This is a genomic window from Serratia sp. PL7, assembly GCF_945957435.1.
Genome location: NZ_CAMFLB010000001.1, coordinates 860,060 through 872,313, shown reverse-complemented (window position 1 = coordinate 872,313; position 12,254 = coordinate 860,060). Strand labels below are relative to the sequence as shown.

At 58.1% G+C, this 12,254-nt stretch carries 14 protein-coding genes; 4 read left to right on the top strand and 10 right to left on the bottom strand.

The annotated features are described in order from the left end of the window. Window positions 1-17 precede the first annotated feature (17 nt). The 3 genes from N6G83_RS04150 to N6G83_RS04140 form a co-directional block, all read right to left on the bottom strand. The gene (locus tag N6G83_RS04150; RefSeq protein ID WP_260514751.1) at window positions 18-674 is read right to left on the bottom strand and encodes a fumarylacetoacetate hydrolase family protein; all 657 of its coding nucleotides are present in this window, start codon (window positions 672-674) and stop codon (window positions 18-20) included. Window positions 675-732: 58 nt separating this feature from the next. Then, window positions 733-1,695: a lytic transglycosylase domain-containing protein gene (locus N6G83_RS04145; protein WP_225735592.1), complete on the bottom strand. Its 963-nt coding sequence runs from the start codon at window positions 1,693-1,695 to the stop codon at window positions 733-735. 88 nt (window positions 1,696-1,783) lie between these two features. Then, the gene (locus N6G83_RS04140; protein ID WP_025303112.1) at window positions 1,784-2,056 is read right to left on the bottom strand and encodes a YcgL domain-containing protein; all 273 of its coding nucleotides are present in this window, start codon (window positions 2,054-2,056) and stop codon (window positions 1,784-1,786) included. Window positions 2,057-2,192: 136 nt separating this feature from the next. Here N6G83_RS04140 and minC point away from each other — a divergent pair, with 136 nt between their 5' ends. The 3 genes from minC to minE are packed head-to-tail and all read left to right on the top strand — an operon-like array spanning window position 2,193 to window position 3,999. Then, on the top strand, window positions 2,193-2,888 hold the full coding sequence (gene minC / locus N6G83_RS04135) for a septum site-determining protein MinC (protein WP_025303113.1): 696 nt from the start codon (window positions 2,193-2,195) through the stop codon (window positions 2,886-2,888). 25 nt (window positions 2,889-2,913) lie between these two features. Then, window positions 2,914-3,726, top strand: a complete 813-nt coding sequence (gene minD, locus N6G83_RS04130) for a septum site-determining protein MinD (RefSeq protein ID WP_016927452.1) — start codon at window positions 2,914-2,916, stop codon at window positions 3,724-3,726. A gap of 3 nt (window positions 3,727-3,729) precedes the next feature. Continuing rightward, window positions 3,730-3,999, top strand: coding sequence for a cell division topological specificity factor MinE (minE, locus tag N6G83_RS04125; protein WP_004932303.1), 270 nt, complete (start codon window positions 3,730-3,732; stop codon window positions 3,997-3,999). Window positions 4,000-4,236: 237 nt separating this feature from the next. Here the strand turns inward: minE and rnd are convergent, their stop codons facing one another. The 5 genes from rnd to N6G83_RS04100 all read right to left on the bottom strand — a co-directional run bounded on the left by rnd (window position 4,237) and on the right by N6G83_RS04100 (window position 10,726). Continuing rightward, a complete protein-coding gene (gene rnd, locus N6G83_RS04120) occupies window positions 4,237-5,358 on the bottom strand; it encodes a ribonuclease D (protein ID WP_025303114.1) in 1,122 nt (373 codons plus the stop codon). Between the two features lie 81 nt (window positions 5,359-5,439). Continuing rightward, the gene (fadD, locus tag N6G83_RS04115) at window positions 5,440-7,128 is read right to left on the bottom strand and encodes a long-chain-fatty-acid--CoA ligase FadD (protein ID WP_025303115.1); all 1,689 of its coding nucleotides are present in this window, start codon (window positions 7,126-7,128) and stop codon (window positions 5,440-5,442) included. 209 nt (window positions 7,129-7,337) lie between these two features. Continuing rightward, window positions 7,338-7,928, bottom strand: a complete 591-nt coding sequence (locus tag N6G83_RS04110) for a Slp family lipoprotein (protein WP_021503867.1) — start codon at window positions 7,926-7,928, stop codon at window positions 7,338-7,340. A 100-nt stretch (window positions 7,929-8,028) separates the two neighbouring features. Further along, complete coding sequence (gene tsaB, locus N6G83_RS04105; RefSeq protein WP_025303116.1) at window positions 8,029-8,730, bottom strand: tRNA (adenosine(37)-N6)-threonylcarbamoyltransferase complex dimerization subunit type 1 TsaB; 702 nt, start codon at window positions 8,728-8,730, stop codon at window positions 8,029-8,031. Window positions 8,731-8,809: 79 nt separating this feature from the next. Beyond that, on the bottom strand, window positions 8,810-10,726 hold the full coding sequence (locus N6G83_RS04100) for an ATP-dependent DNA helicase (protein ID WP_004932318.1): 1,917 nt from the start codon (window positions 10,724-10,726) through the stop codon (window positions 8,810-8,812). A 133-nt stretch (window positions 10,727-10,859) separates the two neighbouring features. Between N6G83_RS04100 and N6G83_RS04095 the strand changes: the two genes are divergently transcribed. Then, entirely contained in the window at window positions 10,860-11,204 is a 345-nt protein-coding gene (locus N6G83_RS04095) for a RidA family protein (protein WP_025303117.1), read from the top strand. Between the two features lie 62 nt (window positions 11,205-11,266). Here the strand turns inward: N6G83_RS04095 and mdtI are convergent, their stop codons facing one another. Together mdtI and mdtJ are read right to left on the bottom strand one after the other, a co-directional pair. Then, a complete protein-coding gene (gene mdtI / locus N6G83_RS04090; RefSeq protein ID WP_016927446.1) occupies window positions 11,267-11,596 on the bottom strand; it encodes a multidrug/spermidine efflux SMR transporter subunit MdtI in 330 nt (109 codons plus the stop codon). Beyond that, entirely contained in the window at window positions 11,583-11,951 is a 369-nt protein-coding gene (gene mdtJ / locus N6G83_RS04085; RefSeq protein ID WP_025303118.1) for a multidrug/spermidine efflux SMR transporter subunit MdtJ, read from the bottom strand. Before mdtJ ends, mdtI begins: the two co-directional genes overlap by 14 nt. Between the last annotated feature and the right edge of the window lie 303 nt (window positions 11,952-12,254).

Here is a 12,254-nt window from a genome sequence, read left to right as displayed (position 1 = left end):
CCGGCGGCAAGGAGAAATCAGATCACCCGGGTGCTGAGCGTTTTGCCGTTCAGGCTGATTTTCAGCATGTCGCCGGAAGCCATCGGGCCCACGCCCTGCGGCGTGCCGGTCAGGATGATGTCGCCGACGCGCAGCGTGAAGAAACGGCTCATATAGCTGATTAGCGGCAGGATCGGCGTGATCATGTCGCGCGTATTGCCCTGCTGGCGCAGTTGATCGTTGACGGTCAACGACAGCTCGGCGTTTTGCGGATCGCCGAATTCCGCCACCGGAATAAACCCCGACATCGGGCAGGAACCGTCGAAGGCCTTGGCCTTTTCCCACGGTTGGCCGGCTTTTTTAAAGCCCGCCTGCAAATCGCGCAACGTCAGATCGAGCGCCACACCGTAGCCGGCGATCGCCCGCGCAACGCGGTCTTCGTTGGCCTGTTTCAACGGCGTGCCGATCAGTACCGCCAGCTCCACCTCATGATGCACCGCACCGAACTCTTTGGGGATGGCCACCGGCTGACGAATATCGCACAGCGCCGTTTCCGGTTTGATGAATACCACCGGCTCGACGGAAACCGCGCTGCCCATTTCCTTGATGTGATCGGCATAGTTACTGCCGACGCAAACCACCTTGTTCACCGGGAAATCGAGCAGCGAACCCTGCCAGTCTCTATGTTGATACATACCGCTTCTCCCAAACTGTAGAGGCTTGGCGCGCCAAGCCGATTATTGGTGTGCCGGATCAATGTCCGATCGCGTCCGCCATCATACCCACGGCGATAGCGAAATAGTAAGAGCGATTCCAGTGCATGAGGGTGCGGAAATTATCATAGACCAGGAACGTCCGGCCCTGCAGATCATCCGGCGCAATGATCCAACCGCGCTGAACGGCATGCGGCAACGCACTGCCATCCGCACGACGTACCCCGCGTTGTTGCCAGGCGTTGACGCTGCGCGCTTGCGCGTCTTTCAACCCCAGCTCGGCCCGATTGAAACCGGCGGGCAGTTTGACCTCACGCCCCCAGCCGATGCCGGGCTGCCAGCCCTCTTTGGACAAATAACTGGCCGTAGACGCGAAGACATCATCAATGTTGTTCCAGATATCGATGCGCCCGTCACCGTCACCGTCCGCCGCATAGCGCAGGAAAGAGCTCGGCATAAACTGGCATTGCCCCATCGCGCCGGCCCAGGAACCTTTCAGCGGTGTATCGCCGACGTGCCCCTGCTCGACTATCTGCAGTGCCGCCATCAGCTCCTGGCTGAAAAAGGCTTCGCGGCGCCCTTCAAACGCCAGCGTCGCCAGCGCGGACACCACATCTTCCCGCCCCTGAATCTTGCCGTAGGCGCTCTCCATGCCCCACAGCGCGATGATATAGCGCCCCGGCACCCGGTAGCGCTCGCCGGCGCGCGTCCATTGCGCGTGGCGCTGCCGGTACAGTTCGCGCCCCTGGCGCACTTTAACGGGCGTCATCACCCGCCGCAGATAGTCGTCCAGGGTTACCTTCTGCTCCGGCTGATTGCGATCGGCCTTGATCACCCGATCGACGAAATGGATTTGCGCAAAGGCGCGGTCGAGGGTGGCCTGACTGATGCCCTGCTCCCGCGCCCGGCGCTTGAGCTGTTCGACATACGCCGGGAACTGCGCCGGATCCCGGCCGCTCGTCGCCAGCGTCGTCTCCTGCGCCGCCTGCGCTGCGCCCGGCATCAGCACCCCGCCCAACGTCAGCCAGGCGGCCAATACAATTCTTCTTGCCGAAGGTGTCATCGCGCCTCCCCTGGCCGTGGCCACTGTCTCAGGCCTTGTCGCCCGCCAGATGCTGGTTGAGCAGGTTTTCTACCGGCGGCGGGAACTGCAGGTAATAGCCTTCGTCTTTCAACGCCTGCTTCACCTTTTCGATATCCGCCGAGGCCAATTTCTTGCGCTCATCGAGCGACAGCATCATGGCGAATTGCGGTACACCGAAACTTTTCAGCAGCGCTTCCGGCACACGAGAGAAATCGTCTTTTTTTTCGACATAAAGATAAGTTTGATCGCGTTTCGGGCTTCTATAGATCACACAAAGCATTTTTTTAACTCTATTTAATTGAGGGAGCGTCTTGCCTGGATATAACTCTGACTATAACATGCTTATAGTACATCGGAATATCGCACCCCGAGTGGTATTCCGGGGATTTAAAGTTGCTGAGACTGAGTCAGGATAGATGTCACAATCGCCAATTGAGCTAAAAGGCAGCAGTTTTACCCTATCGGTTGTTCATTTGCATAATTCACAGCCCGAGGTAATACGTCAGGCGTTACAGGAAAAAGTTGAGCAAGCGCCCGCTTTTCTGAAAAACGCCCCTGTTGTTATCAACGTCGCAACGCTGGAAGGCGATGCGAACTGGAAAGAACTTCAACAGGCTGTCGCGGCAGCAGGCCTGCGCGTTGTGGGTATCAGCGGTTGCAGAGATGAGCGTCAAAAGCGCGCGATAGCCCGTGCCGGGCTGCCGCTGCTGAGCGAAGGCAAAGGCCAGAAGATGGCTGCGCCGGAGCCTGCACCTGCGCCCGTGGTGGCGGATAACGCCCCCGCCAAAACGCGCATCATCAGTACGCCTGTCCGTTCCGGCCAACAGATTTACGCCCGCAACTGCGATCTTATCGTGACCAGCAGCGTCAGCGCCGGCGCCGAATTGATTGCCGATGGCAATATTCATGTCTACGGCATGATGCGCGGTCGCGCACTGGCAGGCGCGTCAGGCGACACGCAATGTCAGATTTTTTGCACCCACCTGGCGGCTGAGCTAGTCTCTATCGCAGGGCAGTACTGGTTGAGCGACCAAATCCCGTCCGATTACGTCGGGCAGGCCGTACGACTCAGCCTGTTGGATAACGCTTTAACCATACAACCTTTAAATTAAGCCCTTTTGACAAGGAATCCATTTCATGGCACGCATTATTGTTGTTACATCGGGTAAAGGGGGCGTTGGCAAGACCACTTCGAGCGCGGCCATCGCTACCGGCCTGGCCCAGAAAGGCAAGAAAACCGTCGTGATCGATTTCGATATCGGCCTGCGTAATCTTGACCTGATTATGGGCTGCGAACGTCGGGTAGTGTATGATTTCGTGAACGTGATTCAGGGCGATGCCACGCTGAATCAGGCGTTGATCAAAGACAAACGCACTGAAAACCTCTATATCCTGCCGGCTTCGCAGACGCGCGACAAAGACGCGTTGACCCGCGAAGGCGTTGAAAAAATCCTCAACGATCTCGGCGAGATGGATTTTGACTTCGTGGTGTGCGATTCACCGGCCGGTATCGAAACCGGTGCGCTGATGGCGCTGTATTTCGCCGACGAAGCTATCATCACCACCAACCCGGAAGTGTCTTCGGTACGCGACTCTGACCGTATCCTGGGTATCCTCTCTTCCAAGTCACGCCGCGCCGAGAAAGGCGAATCGCCAATCAAGGAACACCTGCTGCTGACCCGTTACAACCCGGGCCGCGTCAGCCGTGGCGACATGCTGAGCATGGAAGACGTGCTTGAAATTCTGCGCATTCCGCTGGTGGGTGTGATCCCGGAAGACCAGTCCGTGCTGCGCGCTTCCAACCAGGGTGAGCCTGTCATTCTGGATGCCGAGTCAGACGCCGGTAAGGCGTACGACGATACCGTTTGCCGCTTGTTGGGGGAAGAACGCCCATTCCGCTTCATTGAAGAAGAGAAGAAGGGTTTCCTGAAACGCCTTTTTGGGGGATAAACCATGGCCTTATTAGACTTCTTTCTGTCCCGCAAAAAACAGACAGCCAATATAGCCAAGGAACGGCTGCAGATTATCGTCGCAGAGCGTCGTCGCGGGGACAGTGAGCCCCCGTATCTGCCTGATCTGAAACGCGATATTCTGGCGGTTATTTGCAAATACATTCAGATCGATCCTGAAATGCTGCATGTGCAGTTCGAGCAGAAAGGGGACGATATTTCGGTACTTGAACTTAACGTGACATTACCGGAATCGGAAGAAGCAGCTAAATGATTGCGACGCATTAATTACCCCCTGTATATTTTATGCAGGGGGTAACTGTATGTGTATCCAGTTATTAAGCATTATCGGCAGCAAAAAATTGATTTTTCCCTTTGGGACAATTCCCAATTAACTTTGCCGCCACCTCGTTTAAAGTAAATTCTGGCCAGATTTACCTTCAACGCATTATTTCCTGCCTATATTCACCCGAGCAGAGTTTCCCTACCCTGCCCTGGTGATAACCAGCGATTAATAATCTTTCAGGATGTCCTGCAACGGCGCCATTAATAAATCGCCGCGCCAGCCGCTGATTAATTCAGGGCGACTCTCGCCGTCCTTCAGTTTCCAATGCCAGTTCAACAATTGGTTAATTTGGCGACGGGATGCCAGCAGCTCGCTGCTCAACCCGCTTTGCTCGCTGACGGTAGCGATAGCGGCCTTGATGTCCTTAAACACCTTCTTGTAGCCCGGCTGATCGATAAGGTTAGCCAACGGCGCGGGCAACTCGGACTCCTCCAGCGCTTCGGCTTCGGCCACCAGCGCCAGCAGCGTTTTGCCGTGATAACGGATCTCCGGCCCGCTCAGCCCCAGAGAATCCAGTTCTCCCAGCGAAGACGGCATATAGCGCGCCACCTGCCATAGGTTCTCCTCACGCACCACGAAGTTCACCGCCAGATCGCGCTCACGCGCCTGGCGCAACCGCCATTCTGCCAACTTCTGCAAACAGCCGAGCTGACGCGGGCGCAGCTGCCAGGCATTGCTGATTTCGCGATAGGCCACTTCCGGCGCCAGCGTCTCGCTACGGCGTTGGCACAGCAGCAGGCACTCGTTATGGGCCGCAGCGGTCCAGCCGGCCTCTTCGGTCTCCTGCACCAGCTGTTTGGCCATCGGCAGCAGGTAGAACACGTCGGCGGCCGCATACACGCACTGTCTTTCGGTCAGCGGGCGCGCCAGCCAGTCGGTGCGCGACTCGCTCTTGTCCAGTTCAACCTTCATGTACTCCGCCACCAGCGTCGCAAAACCGCAGGAGAGCGGCCGACCGGTAAAGGCCGCCAGGATCTGGGTGTCGATCATCGGCGTCGGCAGCGTTTTAAAGGCGTTGAGAAACACTTCAAGATCTTCACTGCCGGCATGCAGGAACTTCACCACGGCGGTGTCGGCCAGCAGGTCGACAAACGGCTGCCATTGCTTGATCGGCAGAGGATCGATGAGGGAGAGTTGTTCACCGTCGTAGAGCTGGATCAGGCCCAGCTGAGGATAGTAGGTGCGCGTTCTGACAAACTCGGTGTCCAGCGCAATCTGGGCATGCTTTCTCGCCTGCTCGCAGACCTGCTGCAATCCGGCATCGGTAGTGATCAACTGATAATTCAAAACATCATTCTCTTGTAGGATTCAAACACAACAACGCCGGCATTCACCGGCGTTGTTGATAGTCAGACGCGAAAGCGACACCTAGGCGGCATCGGCCGGCTTCGGCGTTTTTAGCTCATCGCGCAGTTCTCGCCGCAAAATCTTGCCGACGTTCGACTTCGGCAGTTCATCGCGGAACTCAACAATTTTAGGCACTTTATACCCGGTCAGGTGGCGACGGCAATGGGTCAACAGCTCTTCCTTGGTCAGCGAGGCGTCTTTCTTCACCACGCAGATCTTCACCGTTTCACCGGAGGCCTCGCTGGGCACGCCGATTGCCGCACATTCCAGCACTTTCGGGTGCTGGCTGACCACATCTTCAATCTCGTTCGGATACACGTTGAAACCCGAGACCAGGATCATGTCTTTCTTGCGGTCGACGATGCGCACAAATCCCTGATCGTCCACGGTCACCACATCGCCGGTCGCCAGCCAGCCATCTTTAAGCACTTCATCGGTGGCTTCCGGACGCTGCCAATAGCCTAACATAACTTGCGGCCCTTTGACCCACAGTTCGCCCGGTTCGCCCGGCGGCACGTCATGGCCGTTGTCGTCCACCAACCGAATGTCCGTCGACGGCACCGGCAGGCCGATGCTGCCGCTGTAGTGTTTCAGATCGTAAGGGTTACCGGCCACCAGCGGCGCGCACTCGGTCAGACCATAGCCTTCCAGCAGGTGTTTACCGGTGGTTTTCTCCCACTTCTCGGCCACCGCTTTTTGCACCGACATACCGCCGCCGACCGAGAAACGCAGCGTAGAGAAATCGAGTTTGTGGAACTCTTCGTTGTTCAGCAACGCGTTGAACAGCGTATTCACCCCGCTCATGGCGGTGAACGGATATTTACCCAGCTCCTTCACCAGCCCCGGAATATCGCGCGGGTTGGTGATCAGCAAATTGCGCCCGCCCAGATCGATAAACAGCAGGCAGTTCACCGTCAGCGCGAAAATGTGGTATAGCGGCAACGCCGTCACCACCAGTTCCTGCCCTTCACGGAACAGCGGCGAATAAGCGGCCTTGGCCTGCTCAAGGTTGGCCTGCATGTTACGGTGCGTCAGCATCGCGCCCTTCGCCACGCCGGTGGTACCGCCGGTGTATTGCAGGAAAGCCAAATCGCTATTAATGATGTCCGGTTTTACATATTGCAGACGGCGGCCGCGTTGCAGCGCGCTGCGGAATGAAATGGCGTCCGGCAGGTTGTATTTGGGCACCAGGCGCTTGACGTATTTGACCACGAAGTTAACCAGCGTGCCTTTGGCGGCCGAAAGCTGGTCGCCCATGCGCGTCAGGATCACGTGTTTGACCTGGGTGTTGAACACCACTTTTTCCAGCGTATGGGCAAAGTTGGAAACGATAACGATGGCGCTGGCCCCGCTATCGTTCAACTGGTGCTCCAGCTCGCGCGGGGTATACAACGGGTTGACGTTGACCACCACCATGCCGGCACGCAGAATGCCGAACAGAGCGATGGGGTATTGCAACAGGTTAGGCATCATCAGCGCGACACGGTCACCCTTCTTCAGGCCCAGTTCATTTTGCAGGTAAGCCGCGAAAGCCCGGCTGCGTTCTTCCAGTTTGCGGAAGGTCATCACCTCGCCCATGTTGATAAAGGCGGGCTGATCGGCATAACGCTGCACGGCATGCTCAAACATTTCGATCAACGACGAATAGCGATCGGCATCAATCTCTGCGGGCACATCTGCCGGATACCGTTTTAACCAGACCTTATCCAAGGTATTACTCCTGAAATCATTACTAATTATCATCGCAGCCCTCAAACTCGCAGCCTAACCATAACAATATTTTAACTCAGCAGACCAGTTCGGGTTTTAAACATTATTCAGGTTGCGATGTACGTCACTAATTGTCGGATATTCCCTATCCCAAAAAGCAAAAGGGCGGCCTGAGCCGCCCTGTCAAATATGTTCACATCAAGCGTATGCTACTCGGTTACGATGGTTTGCACCTGTGCCGGACCGGGGTTGTACCAGCCATAGCCTGCGCCCCAGCCGGGCCCCCACGGACCACCGCGCCAGCCCCAAGGGCCCATCGGCGCAGGCGGCATCACCACCTGCTGCACCAGATGCCAGCGCTTGAAACCGGTCACGTTCATCGTTACGAAGCGATATGGCGTCATGCCGATCCGCCCCTCTTTCAGGCCGGTGATAGGGCCGACGACGGTCACCAGTTGGCCTTTGAAATCGACCGGTTCGAGGAAGCCGTTCACCGTGGCCAGCAAGCGGCCGTTCGACGGTTCACCCAGTATCGGCCGCGCACCGCTGTCGAGCGGCACCGCCGCGATCTCCAGCAGCGTACGCCCTTGTTCGTTGGCGACGTTCACCACAGTGCCGCCGAAGCGGGCTTCCGCGCCAGTAAACAGGTTCGGTGCATTTTGTACCGAGGAAAGCTGAGTCACCGGCGAAGGGCTGGAGCCTTTGATCGCATCCGGTACGGTGACGCACCCGGTCAGAACCAGCGCGCCGCAGGCGACGGCCAGCAGCGACAGCTTTTTACTTGCAGTGCGGATTAACATGGTCGCAATCTCCTGAAATGCCTGTAACTTTGACCGCATTTCGTCGTTCAAGTTGCAGGCCTTCATCGCCCGGCATCAACAACAGCACAATACGCCGCGATTACTCGCGGCCCGGCAGTTTTTTCCAGGTGACTTCATTGCGAAGATAGGTCGGCTCGGCGTTTTCCACCGCCACCGCCAACCCTTGTTGCCAGGCGTGCAGCGCCAGCGGCAGCATGTCTTGCGCCTGCGGCAGCAGCATTTGGCCGTCACGCACGCTCAGCGTAGAACCGTTGACCAGATCGGGGTAGGTTTGCCAGCCGGTGCCAACGTGGGCCCATTCGCCCTGCAGGCGCTGTGCACGCTCGAGCGCCTGCGCCGGCGACAGCACCGCCTCGCCTTCGCTTTCCAACCAGCTGCCGTCCACTTGGCGTTCGAACTGCCCCCAGTAGACTTCCCCCATGCGCGCATCGATCGCTGCCAGCACGCGCGCCGCGCCGCTGACGCGCCAGGCGCCCTGCGCCATGGTTTGCAGCGTGGAAATGCCAATCATCGGCAAATCGGCGCCCAGCGCCAGGCCCTGAGCGATGCCGATGCCGATGCGCACCCCGGTAAAACTGCCGGGGCCGCGGCCGAAGGCCAGCGCATCGAGCTGGTTGAGCGCCAGACCGGATTCCGCCAGCACCTGCTGCACCATAGGTAAAATTCGTTGCGTATGCTCGCGTGGGCACAGCTCAAACAGGGCGTGGATTTCGCCTTGATTCCAGACGGCGACGGAACAGGCTTCCGTCGCGGTATCGATCGCTAAAATTCGCGTGGACATGCCAACCTCTGGCGGGAATAAAACTGGGTTTTTCATACAGGGCGCGCATTGTAGCACAGCCCCGTAAGCCCTTCATCTTTCACGTGGCCGACGTATCGGCGGCCTGCAGGAAGGCGATGGCCTGTTTCAGATCGCGGGTACGCGGCGTAGGCGGCAGGCTATTGAGGAACACCTCGCCATAAGGGCGCATCACCAGACGGTTATCGCAAATCACCAGCACGCCACGGTCGTCGGTATCGCGGATCAAACGGCCCACCCCCTGTTTCAGGGTGATGACCGCATCCGGTAACTGTACGTCATTGAACGGATCGCCGCCGCGCAGGCGGCAATCTTCAATGCGCGCCTTCAGCAGCGGATCGTCCGGTGAAGTAAACGGCAGCTTATCGATGATGACACACGACAGCGCATCGCCACGCACGTCCACCCCTTCCCAGAAGCTGCTGGTCGCCACCAACAGCGCGTTACCGGCGGCGACGAACTGCGCCAACAGCTGCCCTTTGCTGGTTTCCCCTTGCAATAAGACCGGCAGCGTCATCGTGGCGCGGAACTCTTCCGCCAGCTCGCGCATCATCTGGTGCGATGTGCACAAGAAGAAGCAGCGGCCGTTGTTGGCTTCGATTAATGGGCGCAGCATGCGCGCCAGCTGGCGCGCCCCACCGGGCTGATTCGGCGAAGGCAAAAAGCGCGGCACGCACAGCAACGCCTGTTTGGCATAGTCGAACGGGCTCGGCAACAGCAGCGTTTTGGCCTTGGTCAGCCCCAGCCGTTCGGTGAAGTGGCCCAACTGATCGTTGACCGACAGCGTGGCCGAGGTAAAGATCCAGCTGCCCGGCTTCTCGTCCAGCATTTCGCGGAAACGATCGGCTACCGTCAGCGGCGTCAGCGCCAGCACGAAGTGGCGCGAATTGCACTCATACCAATAGCTGTAGCCCGGTTCCGTTACCGCCTTGAGGCGTTTGAGACGCGCGCGGTACAGCGTGGCGCGCTCAAAGGCGGCGTCCAGCAGCGCCGAACGCCCCAGCGACAGCTTCATCACGTCATAACACAGCTCCAGCGCGTCATCGAGCAGCAACAGAGCACGCTGCACGTTGGGTTCGCCGAGCACGTCACGCAGATTACCGCGGAACCCCGGTTCTCCCAGATTCAGACGGAAATCTTGCGTGCTCAGGCTGAGACGATCGGCGCTCTTTTGCAGCTGAGCCGCATCGCGCACCTCGGTGCGGTAGGCGATGGTGATGTCCTTCGCCAGATCCAGCAGCTGGCGGCTGGTGAGCTGCTGGCCGAAATACTGGCTGGCGATGTCGGGGATTTGGTGCGCCTCGTCGAAAATCATCACCTCGGCTTCTGGGATCAGCTCGGCGAAACCGCCCTCTTTCACCACCATATCCGCCAGGAACAGGTGATGGTTTACCACCACCACATCTGCATCCATCGCGCGGCGGCGCGCCTTGACCACGAAGCAATCCTGATACAGCGGGCAGTCGCTGCCCAGACAGTTGTCATTGGTGCTGGTCACCAATGGCCAGACGAAGCTGTCCTCCGCCACTTCGCTACAGGTGCTGATATCACCCTCTTTGGTCTGCGACGACCACTTGCGCAGCTGCACCAAATCGATCAGCGTCTGCCCCGCCAGCTCCCCGCCGGCCATCGACTGTTGCTCAAGACGCTCCAGACACAGGTAGTTGGAGCGCCCCTTCAGCAGCGCCAGCTTGCCTTTGTACTTCAACGCCTTGGCGACGGTGGGCAGATCGCGCGCATACAGCTGATCCTGCAGCGCTTTCGAACCGGTGGAGATGATCACTTTGCGATCGGCACGCAGCGCCGGCGCCAGATAAGCGAAGGTTTTGCCGGTGCCGGTGCCGGCTTCCACCACCAGTTCCTGCTTGAAATTGATCGCTTCGGTAACGGCTTGCGCCATCTGCCGCTGCGGCTCACGCGGTTTGAATCCCTTGATAGCCTGCGCCAATGCGCCGTCTGTTGCAAAATCGTCTGTCACGCTGTCTCTCTGCCGGTGTCATTCAGCGGTGATTATGCCAAGCCTGCCGCCCGGCTACCACCCACTTTATCGCCGCGCTTTTTCATCACCGGCTGTGCTACCCTTAGCGCGACTATGATATGGAGATAAGCAAATGAATATCGAAAGAATTGATCCCGATCAGCGCTGGTCCGAAGCCGTAGTGCACAACGAGACCGTTTACTACACCAGCGTGCCGGAGAACCTGGACGACGACGCGACCGCGCAGACCGCCAACGCCCTCGCCGCCATCGACGTGCTGCTGGAACGCGTAGGGTCGGACAAAAGCCGTATTCTGGATGCCACCATTTTCCTGGCCAACAGCGCCGACTTCGCCGCGATGAACGCCGCCTGGGACGCCTGGGTGGTCGCCGGCAGCGCGCCGGTGCGCTGCACGGTGCAGGCGCAGCTGATGAATCCGAAGTACAAGGTGGAAATCAAAATCATCGCCGCGCTGTAAGCCTGAGCGCAGACGAAAAAAAACCGCAGACGGCGACGCCTGCGGTTTTTTATTGCCCGCTATCAAGACAGTTTAAGGATCACCATCCCCGTCAGCAACAGCGCCAGGCCAATCCAGCCTTTGGCGTTCAACCGCTGGCCGAACATGATCCAGCCTGCGGCGATGGTGGCGGCGATACCGAAACCGCCCCACAGCGCATAGGCGATCGACAGATCGATACCCTTAACCGCCTGCGCCAGGGCGCTGAACGCACCGAGCACCGACAGCAGCGACAGCAATCCCAGCCAAATTTTACGGAAGCCGTCCGACATCTTCAGGAAGATGTTGGCGATAATTTCCAGCACGATGGCCAGCCCCAGGAACCCAATGTGGTACAACTCAAACTGTTGCATGGTTGTCACCTCGCGGGCTGACCTGTTTTCGCTCTTTGCGGGTACCGGATTTCACCAACATGATGCCGGCGATCAGCGTAGCCAAGCCCAGCACCTTCAGCGCCGAGATCGGCTCGTCGAACCACAGTACGCTGAACAGGGTAATGAACAGAATGCCGATGCCTTCCCACAGCGCATAGGCCACGCCGAGCGCCACGCGTTTTATCGCTACCGACAACAATACATAAGACGCGGTGATCATCACGTACATCACGATATGCCCGATCATGCCGCCATTGACGCTGGCGTATTTCATCGACAAGGTGCCGATGATTTCGGTCATGATGGCCAAACCTAAAAAGATCCAATAAATCATAATTTTTCTCCCAAACGGCGAATAACGCGCGCCAAGGCATATTTATCCCGATTTATCTCGTCGAACGGCCGCAATGCGGCGCGCAAGACGCAGAGATCCCTGGGGATAAACTGACCCAAACGCAAAAAGAATGTTTGCCCGGCTGAACGGTAATGCGAAGGCCTAAGCCCGCTACCAGCACCGGTTAAGGGAGAAAGACGCTATAGCTCGCTGCACCAGTGATGCTCACTGGCAAGGATCGCAGACAGGAAGAGTTGGCACGTAGAGGTTCTGAGGGTAGTTCCGTTAATAGTCATCATAATA